The sequence below is a fragment of the Syntrophobacterales bacterium genome (assembly GCA_019429105.1).
In the GTDB taxonomy this organism is placed as follows: Bacteria; Desulfobacterota; Syntrophia; order Syntrophales; family UBA5619; genus DYTH01.
The window spans coordinates 46137-65090 of sequence record JAHYJE010000019.1; the positions used below are offsets into that span (position 1 = coordinate 46137).

An 18954-nucleotide genomic window follows, 5' to 3' on the forward strand; every position below is an offset into this window, starting at 1 on the left:
TATTTTACCCTGGGCTCAAAATAGCTGCCGCCTCTTTTGCGAAATCCGCTTTGGCTGGCTGACCATAATGGGGGGTGCTGCCTAAAAAATATTCCGGGGATATAAAAGGTAGTGGACAATAGTCGTCAGTACAATCAGCTAATTTTCCTTGACATCTCATCCCATAAATTGTAGTTCCCAGCCGTTCGTAATATGTTGTTTATGCCGCGACAATGGATTTGCCGCGGCGTTTTGTTTAACTAACTTTTTGGGAGGATTGATATGGAATCTGTCGTCAGCGATTTGAACGTTCCGCATCGTCTGCTTCTTGGACCCGGCCCCAGTGCGGTTCATCCCCGCGTATTGCGGACGATGAGCGCCCCGCTCGTCGGCTATCTCGATCCGGCCTGGCTGGCATTGATGGATGAGGAGCAGCAGTTGCTCAGGAAGGTTTTTCAGACCGAAAACACCCTGACCCTTCCGATGACGGGTACGGGAAGCGCCGGCATGGAAACCGCGTACTGCAATTTTGTAGAGCCGGGCGATAGGGTTATGATTCTCTGCAATGGCTATTTCAGCGATCGAATGTGCGAAATGGCAAAGATTTACGGCGCCAATGTGATCCGGATCGAAAAACCGTGGGGCGAGGTATTCACGCCGGAAGAGGTTGAGACCGCGCTTCAGGAAAACGGCAACGTCAAGATACTGGCCTTGATTCATGCGGAAACCTCGACAGGCGCCTTGCAGCCGCTTCAAGGAATCGGCGAGATAGTCCATCGGCACGGAGCGCTTTTTCTTGTCGATTGCGTAACATCCTTGAGTGGCGTTCCCCTTTCCATTGATGCCTGGGGAATTGATATCGCCTTCAGCGCCTCCCAGAAGTGTCTCGGCTGTCCTCCCGGTCTTTCCCCTTTTACCGTAAGCGACAGGGCTGCCGCCGTTTTGCATGCCAGGAAATCCCCGGTGCCGAACTGGTGCCTCGATCTGACTAAAATTGAAAAATACTGGAGCAAGGAGAGGGTTTATCATCATACCCCCTCGACCACGCTCCACTACGGATTTCGCGAAGGCCTGCGGCTGGTTCTGGAAGAAGGTTTGGAGCATCGCTGGGCGCGTCACCGGAGGATTGCGGAATACCTCTTTGCAAAAATGGACAGTATCGGGGTTCAGTGTCTGGTCAAAAAAGAGAACCGTCTTCCCTCCCTCACGACGATTCTTGTTCCCGAAGGGGTTGACGACGCGGCTGTACGGACAAAGCTTCGCGAAGCCTATAATATTGACATAGCGGGCGGGTTCGGGCCGCTGAAGGGCAAGATCTGGCGGGTCGGTCTTATGGGATTCTCCAGTCGCAGGGAAAATGTTACACTCCTGTGCGAGGCCCTGCGGGAAATTCTCCATGACAAAACGTGATTTCTGTAAGCCCTCTAATTATATTGTAAATAAAGAAATTTTATTAAGCAGCAAACGGTTTATCAACCGATTTTTTATAAAGGAAGTGGTATGAGCACCATGATAGAGAAAATTAGAAACATCGGGATTAGCGCGCACATTGATTCGGGAAAAACGACGCTGACGGAACGTATTCTGTTTTACACCAAAAGAATCCATGCCATTCACGACGTCAAAGGCAAGGACGGCGTTGGCGCCACCATGGATTCGATGGAGCTGGAGAAGGAACGGGGCATTACCATAGCCTCCGCGGCTACCTTCTGCCAATGGCAGGATTATGAGATAAATATCATCGACACCCCCGGGCATGTGGATTTTACCATTGAGGTGGAGCGCTCGTTGCGCGTACTGGACGGCGCGGTGCTTGTGCTCTGTTCTGTCGGCGGCGTTCAGTCCCAGTCCATTACCGTTGACATGCAGATGAAAAGGTACAATGTTCCCTGTATTGCCTTTATCAACAAATGCGACCGCAGCGGCGCCAATCCGGAGCGGGTTGTTTCGCAGCTTCGTTCCAAATTGGGTCACAACGCAGTGGCAATGCAGATACCGATAGGTTTGGAAGCCAATTTCCAGGGGGTTGTCGATTTGCTGTCCATGAAGGCGCTTTATTTTGACGGCGCCAACGGAGAGATTATCCGTGTTGAAGAGATTCCTCCCGAACTTCTGGCGGCCGCTCGCAGCAAACGCGAGGAACTGATCGATGCCGCTTCGCTTTTTTCTGACGAACTGACCGAGGCGATTCTCGGGGAAACCGAGGTTACCGAGGAAATGATTGCCAGGGCCGTCCGCAAAGGCGCCCTGACAAGAAAAATGACCCCGGTTTTCATCGGTTCTGCCTACAAAAATAAGGCGGTGCAGCCGCTTTTGGACGCAGTCATCAAATATCTGCCCTCTCCGGACGAGGTGGTGAACACCGCCCTTGATCTGAATCACGATGAGGCGCCGGTTGTTCTTGACTCTGATCCGACAAAGCCGATTGTTGCTTTGGCCTTCAAACTGGAAGAGGGGGCTTACGGACAGCTTACCTACATCCGCGTTTATCAGGGCATCCTGGAAAAGGGCGCGACCATCGTCAACACGCGCACCGGTAAAAAAACCAAGGTGGGGCGGGTTGTGCGGATGCATGCCGATCAGATGGAAGACATGGAGTCAGTCTCGGCCGGGGTCATCGGGGCGCTTTTTGGAATCGAGTGTTCCTCCGGAGATACGTTTGTCGCTCCTGGACTCAACCTGACGATGACCTCAATGTTTGTTCCCAAACCGGTTATTTCGCTGGCCATTGTTCCGAAGGACAACAAGGCGCAGATAAATATGTCCAAGGCGCTCAACCGTTTTACCAAGGAAGACCCGACGTTTCACACCCATGTGGATGAGGAAACGCTGGAGACGATCATCGAGGGGATGGGCGAGCTGCATCTGGAAATATACGTCGAGCGGATGAAAAGGGAATACGATGCGGAAGTCGAAACAAGCAAGCCGCGCGTCGCGTATCGCGAAACGATAACCCAGCGGGGCGAGTTCAATTACACGCACAAGAAGCAGACCGGCGGCTCCGGCCAGTATGGCCGGGTTGCCGGCTATATGGAGCCTATAACCGAGGGCGACGAGGATTTCATCTTCGACAATCAGATCAAGGGCGGTTTGATCCCGACCAATTTTATTCCCGCTTGCGAAAAGGGCTTTCAACTTTCGATGGCCAAGGGGCCCAAGATGGAGTTTCCGGTGACCGGCGTCAGGGTCGTCATCAACGATGGGGCTTACCACGCGGTTGACTCGTCGGAAATGGCCTTTCAGGCTGCCGCCCGCGGCGCCTTCCGCGAGGGGTATGCAAGGGCGAAGGCGGTAATTCAGGAGCCGATCATGAAGGTTGTCGTCGAAACGCCGACGGAGTTTCAGGGTTCTGTCATGGGCCTGCTCAATCAGCGGCGCGGGATGATCGTCGGCGCCCAGGACGAGGGAGTAATGACGGTGGTTGAATCTCAGGTGCCCCTTTCCGAAATGTTTGGATTCTCCACGGTGTTGCGCTCTTCGACTCAGGGTAAGGCGCAGTTTACGATGGAATTTTCCATCTACCGGCAGGTTCCGCTGTCAGTCGCGGAAAAGCTCGCCGAGGAATTTGTCCAGAAGAAAAAAAGCGAGGCATGAAGTCGGGGGTGTGGATATAAACAATAATGATAACGTATTTTTGAATTCAAAGACAGGAGTCACGCCATGATTAAACAGGAAATGATCCTTCGCAACACCATGCGTCAACTCGGTTTTGAGTCAGAAGAAATCCTTCCCCAAGGTGGATTCGGCGCAGTTCTGGCCCGCGCCGGGGTAGGCAAAACAGCCTTTCTGGTGCAACTGGCCTTAAGCGGGCTGCTCAATGAAAAAAAGGTTCTCCATATCAGCCTCAACGATCCAGTTGACAAGGTAAATATTTGGTATAATGAGCTTTTCCGTCTCCTTGCCGCCGGTGACGAAAGAGTCAATAAAGCCGCTTTTTTAGAGTCTCTGCTGCCCAATCGCTTTATCATGACCTTCCGTGTCGAGGGTTTCAGCGTTCCTAAATTGGAGGAACGACTGAACGATCTCTCCGAGCAGGGGATATTTTCTCCCTCCATCATGATCATCGACGGTCTGAACTTCGAAGATTCGAGAATTTCGGATATCAAGGAACTCAAAAAACTGGCGGAAAAACGCGGGATGCAGGCATGGTTCACCGTTCAGACCCACCGTCATGAAGAGCCGGTCGCGGATAGTTTCCCCTCCTCCTTTGCACCGTTTGCTGAATTGTTTGAAATCATCATGGAGCTTCGGCATGAACATGCCGACGTTCATATAAAGGTTCTGCGGGGAAGCGTCGCCATTAGCGCATCGGCGCTGCTCGATCCAACCACAATGCTGATCAAGGAAAAGTTTTAAGTCGTAAGGACAAGCTGAAGTTTTCTTTGGCAGCGGGGGCAGATATTCATGGGCGGTTTCAACATTTATTGGGGAAACAGGCTGGAAACGCTCGCGGATGCGCTTGCCGATGTCATGCATACTCCGCTTTTAAATCCCTGCCAAAGCGAGATTGTCGTTGTCCAGAGCAAGGGGATGCAGCACTGGGTTTCGCTGCGTTTGGCAGAGAAAAACGGCGTCTCTGCGAATGTCCGCTTTCCCTTTCCGCGTGCTTTTCTTTACGAAAGCGGGGTTAAGCTCGCCGGGATCTCGATCGGCGACGAGTATGACCCCGATATCCTGACATGGCGAATTATGGAGGCCCTGCCGCCCTGCCTGAGCGATCCCCTTTATATCGAAATCCGGAACTACCTTGCCGATGATCCCGGCGGCTTGCGGGCATACCAGTTCTCCTCAATGCTGGCCATGGCTTATGATCGTTATCTGGTCTATCGTCCGGAGACCATTGCCGCCTGGGAAAAGGGCGACGGCTCGACAGGCGAAGAACAGTGGCAGGCAGACATGTGGAGAAAAATCCGCGCCGCCTGCCGGGCTGAGCATATCGGCGGCCTGCGCGCAACTATTGCCAGTAAAATAAACCAGCAGACGGTGCGCCCGCTTCTTCCTGAGCGGATCGCGATATTCGGCATCTCCAATCTGCCCCCCCTGTATCTGGACATCTTTAAGCTTCTTTCCCGGTCAATTAAGATAAATGGATTTTTCTTGAACCCCAGCCGGGAGTTCTGGACGGATATACGTTCGGAACGGGAGATGGGGATGATGGTAAAGCGGGTGCGGGAAAATACGTCCTGGAAAACAGCCACCAGCGATGATCTTTACCTGCAGCGGGGTAACAAACTGCTTTCCTCTTTTGGCCGTTGCGGTCGGGATTTTTATGCGCAGCTTTTCCAGTTTTCCTTCGATATTACCGATAAATTTTCCGAGCCAGGGGAAAATGCCCTTTTAGAGATCGTTCAGTCGGACATCCTGAATCTGCGTGAACGCGGCGTTGACGCCCCCGCAGTTATGCTGTCTTCGTGCGACAAATCAATCCAAATCCATTCCTGCCATAGTCCTCTGCGGGAAGTAGAGGTGCTTTACGATCAGCTCCTGGAAATGTTTTCCCGGGAACCGGGGCTTTTGCCGAAGGATGTCGTTGTCATGTCGCCCCGGATAGAAGCATACGGGTCGTTTATCGAGGTAGTTTTTGGAGGCAGGGAGATTCCCTTCAGTATTGCTGATCGGGGGCTGACCAGGGGAAATTCCTTTGTTCAGGCGCTGCTTGCCGTTCTGGAGCTTCTGAAAGGCCGCTTCGTGCTTGCCGATGTTATGGCGCTGCTCGATTTTCCTCCCGTAAGAAGACGCTTTGGAGCGGGAGAGCAAGAGGTGGAGCTGATGCGCCGCTGGGCAGTGGAATCGGGAATTCGTTGGGGGACGGACGCCCTCGATCGTAAAATGTCCGGCCTGCCTGCTACCGGTGAAAATACCTGGCAAATGGGGATGGAGCGTCTGCTGTTAGGGTATGCATTGCCCGGCGCTGCGGGCATGTTTGCCGGAATTGTGCCGTATGGAGACATCGAAGGCAGCGACGGGGAAGTCCTGGGACGATTTATTTCCTTCGTTGAAACGATAATTTCGCTTCGCAAGACCCTTATGGCGCCCCGTTCCCTGAAAGCGTGGTCGCTTTCGTTCTTGTCAATGATCGACTCCCTTTTTGCATCATCCGGCGGCCAGAACGACGAAGAAGACCTTCACCTTTTGCGCAAACAAGTCGAAGAGACAGGGGCCATCGAAAACAGGGCCATGTTCACTGGAAATGTTGAATTTTTAACGGCAAAAGCTCTTCTTCGGAATTATCTCCAGAAAACCATTCATCCTTACGGATATCTGCGGGGCGGGGTTACATTCTGCTCGCTGCTGCCGATGCGGAGTATTCCTTTTCGGATTGTCTGCCTGCTCGGAATGAACAGCGGCGATTTTCCTCGGCGCTCTGCCGCCGTTGATTTCGATCTGATGGCCAGAAAACCGCGGCCCGGGGACCCCTCGCAAAGGGACGAGGATCGCTACCTGTTTTTGGAGGCGCTGCTGTCCGCCCGTAAAACATTTTACATAAGTTATACCGGACTCAGCAGCGAAGACAACAGCATCATTCCCCCGTCCGGTGTGGTAGCGGAGCTGCTTGACTGTCTGGAGGAGGGATTCAGCGCCGAGGCGGGGACACTGCAGGAACAACTGTTCACATTGCACCATTTGCAGGCATTTCATCCCGAATATTTCTCTAATAGCTCAAAACTGTTCAGCTATTCCCGGGAAAATCTGGGAGCGGCCCGGGCGCTCATTATGGACATTAATCTTCGATTTATGGACATTAATCTTCGATTTCAGGAGCGCCGGTTAAAGGAACAGTTTTTTACCGACCCGCTTTCCGAACCGGAGGAGGGTTGGCGGGAAGTCGGCATTGCCAATTTGCAGTCATTTTTCAGCAATCCGTCGCGATATCTTTTGAAACAGAGGATTGGCCTTACCTTCGAAAACGGGTATGAAATACTGCCCGAAAAAGAGCTGTTCCGCATGGGTGGGCTTGCAGGATTCCAGACGGCGGAAACCATGCTGGAGCATGCCCTTCAAGGAGGGGACCTGCAGGAACTTTATCCCGTCTTGACGGCGGCGGGGAATCTTCCTCACGGAACCATCGGTTTCTGCGAATATGAATCACTGGCCGGCGAGGTAAACGAATTGGTAGAATTATTGAAAACCATTCCCGGCTGGGGGAAGAAAGCGAAAATCGATTTTCATAAAATGATGGTTGACGTTGATTTGGGGATCGCCGGACTGCGGGTGACCGGAAGGTTGAAATATCTGACCGAATCGGGTCTTCTGAAGTACCGGTTTGGTAAAATTCGCGCCCGGGATTTACTCGGAGGCTGGATTGAGCTGTTGCTGATCTCCGTTGCCGAGGAGGGATTCTCACTGCCGGCGCTTTTTTTCGGGAGAGAGGGGGGATGGGTTCTGGCACGACCTGAAAATCCGGCGGCTCTCCTGGAAGAACTTCTCGGTCTGTACTCCGCCGGCCTGCGTCGGCCGCTGCCCTTTTTCCCGGAGACGTCTCTCGGCTATGCCGAGGCTATTTTTGCAGGAAAAAGTGAAGAGGAGGCACTGAGGCGGGCGATGGCAACCTGGGATGACAAGAAATATGCCTATGGGGAGATTAACGACCCCTATTGCCAGCGATGCTTCGGCGATGAACCGCCTTTCAGGGACGGTGCGTTTCAGAAAACGGCGCTCATGGTTTTCCAGCCGCTTCTTGGCAGCAAAAAGAGGGTGGAAAGATGAAAGACAATAAGTTTTTCAGGGGGGAGTTTGACCCCCTCAACGCCCCCATGCAAGGCGCGAACCTTATTGAAGCCGGAGCTGGAACAGGAAAGACCCATGCCATTACGGTAATTTACCTGCGCCTTTTGATAGAAGCGGGTTTATCGGTAAAGGAGATACTTGTTGTCACATACACCGTTGCCGCGACCAACGAACTTACCGATAGAATCCGCAAGGTCATAAGCGCCGCGCTCAGAGTATTGAAAAACGACACGGGAGCGGACGGTTTTCTTGCCGGGCTTTCCCGAAAATTGGCAAAAGCCGAGGAACGAGCAAGGGCGGTTGAACGGTTGACCAGGGCGCTTGCCGATTTCGACGAGGCGGCAATTTACACGATCCACAGCTTTTGCCGACGGGTGTTGCAGGAAAATGCATTCGCGAGCGGCGAGCTTTTTGATACGGAGCTGATAACCGACGACCTGAAGCTCAGGGAAGAGATAGTGGAGGATTTCTGGAGGAGGAATTTCTACGAAACCTCTCCTGAATTTGCCGCCTATGCGCTGAATCGTAAAATCGATCCGCTCAGCCTGCTTAAATTTTCTCGAAACAGTCACATTTCCGAGGATTTGCTGATACTCCCGGAAACGGCGCCGCCCGTTCCGGAAAGGCAGGAATCTCTTGTCGCCGATTTGCAACAGAGGTTGTCCGAGCTGCGCGATCAGTGGCCTTCCTTTCGCGGAGAGTCGGCAAAACTTCTCATGAATCCGGCGTTGAAAAAAAATATTTACGGCGAAAGGGTTGCATCGCTGATCGCGGAAATGGACATTTTTCTTTCTCCGGGGGCGCCGTCGCTTTTTCCCGGCGACTTCTTCAAGAAATTTTCCGCCGCCTTTATCGCTGCGGCGGCACGCAAGGGGACAACCCCTCCGGAACATCCATTTTTTGAGCTGTGCCGGCAAATATTGTCCCTTTCCGGGAAATTGCAGGAAATTCTGGAGAAACGTCTGCTTTATGTAAAGAGGGAATTGCTGCTGACGCTGACAAAAGAGCTGCCGCTGAAAAAACAGGAGCACAATGTTCAATATTTTGACGATTTACTCCTCCGCCTCCGGCATGCCCTTTTCCGAAATGGGGGGAAACAGTTGACGGCGGTTCTCCGCAAACAGTACAGAGCCGCGCTGATTGACGAGTTTCAGGATACCGACCCGGTTCAATACGCAATCTTTTCAGAGGTCTTTCGCAACGTCGGGAACATCCTTTTTCTGATTGGCGATCCCAAACAGGCTATTTACAGCTTTCGCGGCGCGGACATTTTTGCCTATCTGGCAGCGGGCCGAGAGGTGGATTCTATTTATACCCTCACGGCCAACTGGCGCTCCGAACCTACCCTGATCAAGGCCGTAAACACGCTCTTTTCCAGGCGAACGGCGCCGTTTGTTTTTCCGGAGATCGAGTATCGGGACGCCTCATCCGGACGTGATTGTTTTTTAAATAAATTAAGTATTGATGGCATCGATGATCAACCCATGAAGTGTTGGTTAATAGATGCCGGAGAGGGAAAACCTCTGTCCCGGGGCATTGCCCGGCCCCGGATCGCCAGAGCTCTTGCCGCTGAAATTGCAAGACTCATTGTTTCCGGCACAGAGGGAAAGGCTGCCATCGGCAAGCGGGGGGTGCAGGCAGAGGATATTGCGATCATTGTTCGTACAAACCCGGAGGCGATCCTCTGCCGGGATGCCCTTGCCGAACTGAAAATACCGACCGTTCTGCATAGTGCCGAAAACGTTTTTTCTTCGCATGAGGCGACGGAAATGGAGCGTTTTCTGTTAGCCGTCCGTTTTCCGGATCGGGATGATCTTATGCTGGCAGCGCTGGCAGCCGATATTATCGGGTATGATCTCCAGGCGCTCTGCGCCCTGAAGGCTGATGAAATCCTCTGGGAAGATTGGCATCAGAAATTCCAGCGTTATCACGAATTATCGGAGAACGCCGGATTATTGAAGATGTTCCGATTTTTTATCGATCGGGAGGGCGTAAGGGAGCGGCTGCTTTCGTTTGCCGGGGGAGAACGTCGTTTGACAAACCTCCTGCACATAGCCGAGGTGCTGCAAAAAGAGGCGGAAGAGAAAAATATGACCCTGGATATTCTTCTCCAATGGTTTGCCCGGAAGCTGGACAATCCGGCTGGGGAGGAACATCAGCTTCGTCTGGAGACCGACAGCGCCGCGGTGGAGATCGTGACGATCCACAAGAGCAAGGGGCTGCAATACCCGATTGTTTTTTGTCCCTTTCTCTGGGGGGGATTAAGGGAACCGGAAGCGCCGCTTTTCTATCATGAGCCGGCACGCGGGCAGGTCTGCGATCTGGGCTCTGACGAATATCCCGCCCATCTGCGGCAGACCAGAAAAGAGCTGCTTGCCGAAGAAATACGCCTCTTCTACGTAGCCCTGACAAGGGCTGTAAATAGTTGTACCTTTGTCTGGGGATGGATCAACAAAGCGGGAACATCCGCGCCCGCTTATCTTTTACATGGCCCAGAAGACGGGGAAGATGAGGATATTGTGACGGCTACGGCAAAAAATTATCATGGTCTCTCCGATGATTCTGTCCGCGCCCGAATGCAGGAGATAGCCGCCGCGTCGCAAGGGGCGATTAAGCTCTCGCCGCTGCCGGATTGCGAGCAAATAACCGCGTTGCCGTGTCCGTCTGCTGTCGCAGAGCCGCAATGCAGGGAGTTTGACGGGGTGATCGACCGTTCCTGGCGGGTGGCCAGTTTTTCCTATCTTGCCGGAGGCGGGGGACAAGCCGACGAGTATCCCGATCGCGACGCTGTGGACAATCCCCAGGTAGCGTTTTCCGAACGGGAGGGGGAGATAGACGAAGATGATCCGATCATGAATTTCCCCCCCGGCAGCCGCTCCGGTGTTCTTCTCCACGAAATACTTGAACAATGCGATTTCACCAAAGCGCCTGAGCCCGCCCTCGGGGATGCGGTTTTCGTAAAACTGCGCGAAAACGGTTTTAATCCCGGTTTGCAGGGTACTGTTCTGGAAATGATCGACCGGGTTATCCACCACCCGTTGATTATTATGAACATTCACCGTCGCCCTCCGGACATCTCGGACGGGGGGGCATCCGGAGAACTTATCGCCGAGATGGGCAGTGACAGAGACAAACAGGTTGAAAAACAGGAGATTATCCGCTTATCCGAAATTGGGACGCAACATCGTCTGAACGAACTCGAATTCTACTTTCCGTTGAAGAATCTCTCCCGGGACAGGCTGAGGGATATTTTCAGCGAAAGCGGAGTTTTTGCAGAACCCCCCCGGCCTGATGACTTTATTTACTCGCTGAGGCGCATCCAGTTCGAACCTCTGCGCGGATTCATGAAGGGGTTTATGGATATGGTTTTTAACTGGCAGGGGCGTTGGTTTCTGGTGGACTGGAAATCCAATTTTCTCGGCAAAAGCCGACTTGATTACAGGCGCGACAAACTTCCCGCGGCCATGGCCGAGCATAAATACATGCTGCAATACTACATCTATCTGTTGGCGTTGCACGCATATCTGAAGCTGCGGCAGCCAGATTACGACTATCGCCGCCATTTCGGAGGGGTTTTCTACCTTTTTCTGCGGGGGATGAACCCTGCCTGGGGAGGAGAATACGGCGTATATTACGACCGTCCCGCACCGGAGAGTCTATTTTTTCTCAGCCGTGAGTTAATGGGCGTCTAAGAACAAATCATTGACCCCAACACCTTTATGAACAGTAAGCTCCCCGTTCGTCAAAATATCCTGACTGCTTCGCCAAGCCGCTATCCACCTACAAACTATTGAGAGCTTACAGCAGCTTTAACGAAGCGTTAACTTGCAGCAGTCCGGTTGTTTCTATTATGAAAATAGTGTATATAACATTCATATCTTACGCAAAACTGAGAGGAACCGATATGTTTGAATCAGCCGAGCTTGGACACAAGATTGACAGACAGACTTTCGATCGCGACGTTCCCGGGTTGCGCGAGGATCTGTTGAATGCCCAGTATGATCTTTTCCGGAGCGGAAAGTTTTCCGTGCTCATTGTTGTCGGCGGGGTCGATGGGGCAGGCAAGAGCGAGACGGTCAGCGTCCTGAATGAATGGATGGATCCCCGGCACATCCAGACTCACGCCTTCCCTGAACCTTCCGATGAGGAGCGGGAGCGGCCGTACATGTGGCGTTTCTGGCGGGCGCTCCCGCCGAAGGGCAGTACAGGTATTTTTTACGGCGCCTGGCATTCCGCGCCGATAGTCGGAAGAGTGCTGGGTAACTTGAAATCCTCCCAGCTCGATCAGGCGACCGAAGAGATCATCCGGTTTGAGCGGATGCTCAGTGATGAAGGAACGCTGATTCTGAAATTCTGGTTTCATCTTTCCAAAGAACAGCAGAAAAAACGCCTCAAGGAGCTCCAGAAGGATCCTCGTTCGCGCTGGCGGGTTACCGACAGTGACTGGGAGCGTTTCAAAAGTTATGACAAATTCCGGAAAATATCAGAACATTTTCTGAGAAAAACAAGTTCCGCAGAAGCGCCCTGGATGGTTGTGGAAGGGCTTGACCATAATTACCGCAGTCTGACAGTTGGTAAGCGGCTGCTGCAGGCTGTCCGCGAAAGGCTTAACGAAAACTCTCTTTGCTGTTCGTCTGACGGTAAAATACCCCCGATTCCACCCCAGATAGACGGCAAGGACGTCCTTACCGCTTTGCCCACCGCAAGGGCAATAAGTAAGGGAAGGTATGAAAAAGAGCTGGAGAGCTGGCAGGGACGTCTTAATACCCTTACGCGTCATCCCGGATTCAGAAAGTTTTCTGTCGTTCTGGTTTTTGAGGGTCAGGACGCGGCAGGGAAGGGCGGCGCTATCCGGCGGGTAATGGGGGCGCTCGACGCCCGCATCTATCAGGGAATTCCCGTTGCCGCTCCCACCGAAGAGGAAAGGGCCCAGCCCTATCTCTGGCGTTTCTGGAGGCATATTCCTCGTCTCGGACACTTTGCGATCTTCGATCGCTCCTGGTATGGCCGGGTGCTGGTTGAAAGGGTGGAAGGGTTCTGCTCTGAAAGCGATTGGGCGCGCGCCTATTCCGAAATAAATGATTTTGAGCTGCAACTCGTCCGTAACAAGGCGATTCTCGTTAAGTTCTGGTTGCAGATAAACAAGGATGAACAACTAAGAAGATTCAAGGAACGGGAAAAGACTTCGTTCAAGCGCTTCAAAATTACCGAGGAAGACTGGCGAAACAGGGAAAAATGGGATCTGTACCACACGGCGGTCTGCGACATGGTTGACAGAACATCGACGGAGATCGCCCCGTGGCGAATAGTGGTTGCCGACAACAAGTATGCCGCGCGCATCGATATTTTGAAAACGGTTGTCAAGAATATTGAAGCGGTTTTATAAGTCTTTTGTTTAAGTCCCGTTACGCTTCCGGAGGTTTTTCTGCTCCCAGCGCTTTGGTCAGTTTCAGAACGGTCGCCGGGCGGTCGAATTGTTTCCAGATTTCCATAAACTCGGATTGTTTGGCACGGGCGATCTCCTGCTGGAGCTGATGTATCTCTCCGAGGATAAATATTAGCCGCGGCTCCATCACGCTTCCCCTCCATTTTTTCAGAAGGCCAGAGATCAGTTCCTTAGTAAAAACGGTATCCTGAAGTTCTCCCAGACAATCCTGTATTTTTACCGCATCCGTGATAAAAGAAGCAAGGGCGCCGTCAAAAGCTGGGTTGAAGAATTCGGATGTGTAACGCAGTTTCTTGAATTGAATACGTAACTTATGAAAATATCTCATTCGTGGCTTTAACAATAGACGGTTACCCCGGGAAATAACCTTGTTGAAAAGCCCGAAAATGACCGAAGGGGCAATTTCCCCCACCTTCGCAAGAGCTAAGGGGGCAAGCGGGTGAATAGCCGGCTGTCTTGTTATGAATGTTGACATCCTGAGCGAAAAAATGCGCCAACGGGTTGTCGATAGTCCATCCCTGAGCTCGGCCAGGAGGGTGGATCGTTCCTGCTGAATCTGCCGGATAAGGATTTCCAGAACCCTTTGCGGAGCGAGCGTAATCTCGTTTTTGAACTTGTTCAAGTTAAGCGAAAAAACGTCGAGATCACGAACCGCGCCAAAAAGCGAGCCGAGCCAGAGGAGTTCACCGGAAAAATATTCCGCGCTTCTTTGGGGAACAGCGTCCGCGAAGAGTCGCAGCAGTGATCTCATCCGGCGTGTCGCCACACGCGCCTGGTGGACAAACTCGGTGTCGATGTCCGCCAGTGTTCCGGGGATGTTTTCCTGAAGCCGGCCAAGCTGGAACGAAAGGATCTTTTTTACGGCAAGATCGAGGCGGTCATCGGTGTTCACGGTTAGCTCGGCGGGAGGATTCTTGGCCGGGAAACTGATGCCGAGACGTTCGATTGCCGTCTCTAAAATTGACTGCGGGCAGGGGGAAAGGACGAATTTTTCAGTGATGTTTTTCGTCATTGCCTCCAATGTCGCCGCTGTTCCCTTTGCAAAGTCGAGTGCAATTTCGCAGAGGCGACCGGAAGCTGGTTTCTGGAACCCCTCAGCCCGAAACGCGGAGGAAACGAAGGCAATTTCCACCACTGTGCCGTCAGGATGGACAACTTTGAAGGTACGCCGCCGGGCGCGGACGGCGATGTGTCCCAGAAGACGGCGGGGGTAGATAATTTCCGCAATCTTTCCATTTATGTCCGTTTCCTTTATATCCCATGGCGCCCCGGTCTTTTCCCCCGCTGCGCACTCAATCTCCGAACGTTCCGCCGAATCACCCTTTATTGGTCCAAGGATTTTCAGCGTGTAATGGGCCTTTCCTGCCGTGCGACAAAAACGCAGCGACAAACCGTGTCTGAAGAGACGCCAGTCGAACGTATCGAGATAAAGATCCTCCTGGGTGATTGTTCGCTGTGTTTGGATTTCGCAACCCAGCGCACCAAGCGAAGCGAGAATGGCCTGCTCCATTCCGGAATTTGGCAGGAGGAACCTGTATTCGTCTTTCTTCAGCGTTTTGGCTTTCATCTTTTTTCTCTGGTTTGGTGGATATCAAAGGGGAACGCTATAAGCATTGCAGAAACGCCAACTCCCGTTCGGCCATCCGGGAAAACAGCGCCCCCTTCCTTTTTGCCCTCCTGATTTCCCTGGAACAGTCGCTTTTGGAGGCAAGGAGGATCGTCAGTCTCGTTTTTACGATATTGCAGCCGGCAACGTGCACCTTGCCATTATGATTGCAGTCAAGTCCGTCGGCGACCCGCAGTATTGCCGCACCCCACAAAACAACAAATCTACTCGAACTCTTCAACGAGGCGAATTGTCTGTGCTTTGCCGCGTCCGGTTCCGCCTTGTTATGGTAGCGGGCGATCAGGGCGCAGATTTTTTGCTCTTTTTTGTTAATTCCGGGAAGCTTGGCCTCGAGGATCATGTCACGACTGTGTTTGTGATGAGCGCCATTTGTTGTGCGCAACCAGCCGATATCGTGAAGCATTGACGAGACCTCCAAAAGAAAACGGTCGCGGAGGGTCAGTTTGTGGAGGCCGACAAGCGCGTCGAAGAGGGTGAGCGTCAGTTCAGTGGTATTTCTTGCATGCGCCAAGTCGGCATTGGCCTCTGTAATGATTTTCTTGATTGCGGCGGCAACGGTGGCTGCTTTATACCCTTTTTCCCCACCAGTGTTCATTTTTTTCTACCCTTCCGTTGACCGATCCGTTTGACGAGTTCGGAGTAGGGGGGCGATTTTAACCCGCCCTTCCGCGCGATCGCGATCAGGGCGCTTTGGCTGCGCACCGGGGGTTTGCCGACATCGCGCGGCACACGCCGGTAGCTTCCATCCGGCTGCATGATGCGGGATTTGATGTTGTCGTTTAAATACGTCATCAGTATTTCATTGACGATCCGCGTTTTTAGCTTCTTGTCATTGACAGGATAGAGGATTTCCGCCCTCTTCTTGAAGTTGCGGGGCATCCAGTCGGCGCTTCCCGAATAGATGTCCGGATTGCCGCCGTTATGGAAGTAGTAGATGCGGGAATGTTCAAGGAACCGATCGAGGATGCTGCTTACGTGGATGTTTTCGCTGATGCCGGGAATCCCGGGTCGCAGGCAGCAGATGCCGCGGACGATCAAATCTATCCTTACGCCTGCCTGTGACGCCCGATAGAGGGCGCGGATGGTTGGCTCGTCGAGCAGGGCGTTCATCTTGGCAATGATTCGACCGGGCGCTTTGGCGGAGGATTGCTTGATCTCGCGATCAATCAGCGCGATGATCCGCTCGCGCATATTTACAGGGGAAAGGAAGAGCCTTTTGAAGCGCGCCTCGATGTTTTCCGGTTTCAGCATGTCCCTGCCGGTCCAGGAATTGAATCCGGTAATGACGTTGAACAGCGAGGCGATGTCATTGCTGATTTCCGGATCGGCGGTCATCAGCCCGACATCGGTGTAGAGCTGGGCTGTCTGGGTATTGTAATTCCCCGAGGAAAGATGGACATAGCTGCGCAGCTTATCGCCTTCGCGTCTGACAACGAGCGCTGCCTTGCAGTGGATCTTCCAGTTGACAAAGCCGTAAATGGGGTTGATGCCCGATTTTTCCATACGCTGGGCAAGATCGATGTTCTTTGCCTCGTCAAAACGGGCCTTGATCTCGATCACGGCGGTAACCTGCTTCCCATGTTCAGCAGCGCGGCAGAGGGCTTCGACTATCGGCGAATTGCGGTCAATCCGGTAAAGGGTCTGCTTGATGGCAAGCACATCAGGGTCTTCAGCGGCGGTATTGATGAAGTCAACAACAACTCCGAATGAGTCATACGGGTGGTGGAGGAACATGTCGCCTTCCCGGATAACGCTGAAGATGTCCTCCTTGCCGGCAAGACGGCGGGGAATCCGGGGATTGAACGGCTCATCCCGGTAAATATTTGCAACGGGCAGATCGTATAGCGGCAGCAGTCCGCAGAGGTTCAGCGGACCGGGTATGTGATAGATATTGGTTTCTTCCATTGCCAGCCCCCGGCACAAGGTGCGCAGCATCTTCTGGTGGAAGCCTTTTTTTACCTCAAGACGGACGGCGATTTTGTTGGAACGGTCTTTAAGTTCGGCTTCCACCGATTTCAGCAGATCCATCACCGAGTCTTCGTGGAGGTCGTAATCCTGATTGCGGGTGACGCGGAAGGGAAAGCAGGCGGTGATATTCATCCCCGGGAAAAGCCCCCCGATTTTCAAACTGATCAGGTCTTCGAGCAGGACAAAATGGCGTTCGTTTTTGTTTATCCCCTCCTCCACGGGGATCAGCCGCGGCAGCAGCGAAGGGACCTCGATAAAGGCGTAGGGCTGAATATAGTTGTCCTGGGTGGAATCCATGTCGAACAGGTAGGTCTGTGAGTCAAGGGTGGTCTGCGGCTCCTTGAACATGACCATCAGATTGAGTCGCAGATTGCCGAGAAAGGGGAAGGGATGACCCGCGTCAACGGCGAGCGGCGTAAGAATGGGAAGCACCTGCGTCTCAAAGTATCTGTTAAGTTTGTTGATCTCTTTTTTGTCAAGGGAATCAACGGAGCGAATCCGGATTCCGGCCTGTTGGAGGTCGGGAAGGACGATCTGCTGGAAACAACTGTACTGTTGCGCAACGTAGGCGCGCGCCTTTTGGGCGATGTCTGTCATGATCTGTTGGGGGAGCATCCCCGAGGGATCCGCATCGATTACCCCGGCCTGGATGAGACGAGCCAGGGCGCCGACGCGAATCTGAAAGAATTCATCCAGATTGGAGCTGAAGATGGAGATAAATTTCAGCTTTTCGAGGGCCGGCGTAGAGGGGTCTTCGGCTTCCTCAAGCACCCGGCGGTTGAACTCGAGCCAGGAGAGATCCCGGTTCAACAGCAAAGAGGGGTCCTTGATGCTTATTTCCTTGATCTTTTCCCCATCAGGGTGCGCCGTTGTCTGCGTCTGCAGCTTGGCATCGTTTTGAGCAAGCGACGCTTTTGTCTTTTTGGGGGATGCTTTTACCGTTCTCTTCTTTTTCAAGGTTGTCGCTTTGATCTCTTTCATGAGATTATGCTCCTTTTCCTGAAGCTATTCCGCGACGGCGATCTTCAGTGAACCCCCTCTTCCCAGGATGTCGTGGAGGTGCACATATCCCTGGAGGCGGTTTTCCCTGTCTGCCACAACGAGGGTGGTTATCTCTTCGCGCTGCATATATTCGATCGCCTGGGCGACGGTGATCTCTTCCCTGATCGATTTGGGCGCCGGGCTCATGAAATCAGTGACGGAGGCTGTGTGGAAATCAACTTCCCGGCGAACGATCCGGCGGATGTCGCCATCGGTCATGATTCCCTTGATATGGGTTTTTGCATCGGCAACAATGACGAATCCCTTGTTTTTCTCGTCCATTTCCCGTACCGCTTCGAGAAAGGTCGCCGTATCGGCCACCTGCGGAATTTGGGAGCCGGCAACCATCACATCCCGGATTTTCGCCCTCAGCCTCAGTCCCAGATTGCCGCCGGGGTGAAATTTGTAGAAATCCTCTTCCTGAAAATTTCGGCGAGTTATCAACGCGACGGCGAGGGCATCGCCCATCGCCAGCGCCGCGGTGGAACTCGAAGTGGGAGCCAGACCGAACGGACAGGCCTCTTTTTCCACGCCAACATCGATCGCAATATCGGCGGTGCGCGCCAGCGACGAGGAGAGGTTGCCGGTAAAGGCGATGCAGGGCACGCCCAGCTCGCTGATACTGGAGATGATCAGGTTCAGTTCGTTTGTTTCCCCGCTGTTGGAGATGGCGATCAGCACATCGCCCCTCGTCACGATTCCCAGATCTCCGTGCAATCCTTCTACTGGATGAAGAAACAGGGCCTTCGTTCCAGTGCTGGTCAGAGTGGCAACGATCTTTTTGCCAATCAGCCCCGATTTGCCAATCCCGGCGACGATCACCCGTCCCTTGCTTTTGTAAATCAATTCAACCGCCCGGGAAAAAGATTCGCCAACTTTTCCGATCAGGCTGAAGATGCTTTCCGCTTCAATCCGGAGCACCTCTCTACCCTGTTTTATGGAAATATCATCAATCAATGGAATGTCCTTTCCGTAAAAATCCCTTTAGTATAGGGAAAGTATCAGAAATAACGGCATATGACAAGGTTCATTTCTTCACCCAAAATCCGCGATTGATTTTGGCGAAGTAGTTTTTCTGATCGGAACGGCCAAAAAATTGCCTGTTAAGCTCGGCCGTGGCCTTAAAAAATGTCGTTATTCAACGCAAGCGTCATATTTAATAAAT

At 52.8% G+C, this 18954-nt stretch carries 10 protein-coding genes; 6 read left to right on the forward strand and 4 right to left on the reverse strand.

What is annotated here, in order from left to right; translation table 11 throughout:
• Positions 1-261: 261 nt before the first annotated feature.
• From K0B01_08245 to pap, 6 genes are all read left to right on the forward strand, one after another.
• Positions 262-1389 carry an alanine--glyoxylate aminotransferase family protein gene (locus K0B01_08245; protein MBW6486119.1) on the forward strand — a complete coding sequence of 376 codons (1128 nt, stop codon included), beginning with the start codon at positions 262-264 and terminating at the stop codon, positions 1387-1389.
• A 90-nt stretch (positions 1390-1479) separates the two neighbouring features.
• On the forward strand, positions 1480-3573 hold the full coding sequence (gene fusA, locus K0B01_08250; protein ID MBW6486120.1) for an elongation factor G: 2094 nt from the start codon (positions 1480-1482) through the stop codon (positions 3571-3573).
• A gap of 66 nt (positions 3574-3639) precedes the next feature.
• The gene (locus tag K0B01_08255; GenBank protein ID MBW6486121.1) at positions 3640-4335 is read left to right on the forward strand and encodes an AAA family ATPase; all 696 of its coding nucleotides are present in this window, start codon (positions 3640-3642) and stop codon (positions 4333-4335) included.
• Between the two features lie 48 nt (positions 4336-4383).
• Positions 4384-7686, forward strand: coding sequence for an exodeoxyribonuclease V subunit gamma (recC, locus tag K0B01_08260; GenBank protein ID MBW6486122.1), 3303 nt, complete (start codon positions 4384-4386; stop codon positions 7684-7686).
• Entirely contained in the window at positions 7683-11399 is a 3717-nt protein-coding gene (recB, locus tag K0B01_08265) for an exodeoxyribonuclease V subunit beta (GenBank protein MBW6486123.1), read from the forward strand. The genes recC and recB overlap by 4 nt, the downstream gene beginning before the upstream one ends.
• Before the next feature lie 212 nt (positions 11400-11611).
• Entirely contained in the window at positions 11612-13093 is a 1482-nt protein-coding gene (pap, locus tag K0B01_08270) for a polyphosphate:AMP phosphotransferase (protein MBW6486124.1), read from the forward strand.
• A 19-nt stretch (positions 13094-13112) separates the two neighbouring features.
• On the opposite strand, the gene K0B01_08275 is transcribed toward pap, so the two are convergent.
• The 4 genes from K0B01_08275 to K0B01_08290 are packed head-to-tail and all read right to left on the reverse strand — an operon-like array spanning position 13113 to position 18752.
• Positions 13113-14720 carry a CHAD domain-containing protein gene (locus K0B01_08275; protein ID MBW6486125.1) on the reverse strand — a complete coding sequence of 536 codons (1608 nt, stop codon included), beginning with the start codon at positions 14718-14720 and terminating at the stop codon, positions 13113-13115.
• A gap of 37 nt (positions 14721-14757) precedes the next feature.
• Positions 14758-15375 carry an HD domain-containing protein gene (locus tag K0B01_08280; protein MBW6486126.1) on the reverse strand — a complete coding sequence of 206 codons (618 nt, stop codon included), beginning with the start codon at positions 15373-15375 and terminating at the stop codon, positions 14758-14760.
• Positions 15372-17729, reverse strand: a complete 2358-nt coding sequence (ppk1, locus tag K0B01_08285; GenBank protein ID MBW6486127.1) for a polyphosphate kinase 1 — start codon at positions 17727-17729, stop codon at positions 15372-15374. The genes K0B01_08280 and ppk1 overlap by 4 nt, the downstream gene beginning before the upstream one ends.
• A 24-nt stretch (positions 17730-17753) precedes the next feature.
• Positions 17754-18752 carry a KpsF/GutQ family sugar-phosphate isomerase gene (locus tag K0B01_08290; GenBank protein ID MBW6486128.1) on the reverse strand — a complete coding sequence of 333 codons (999 nt, stop codon included), beginning with the start codon at positions 18750-18752 and terminating at the stop codon, positions 17754-17756.
• Positions 18753-18954 lie beyond the last annotated feature (202 nt).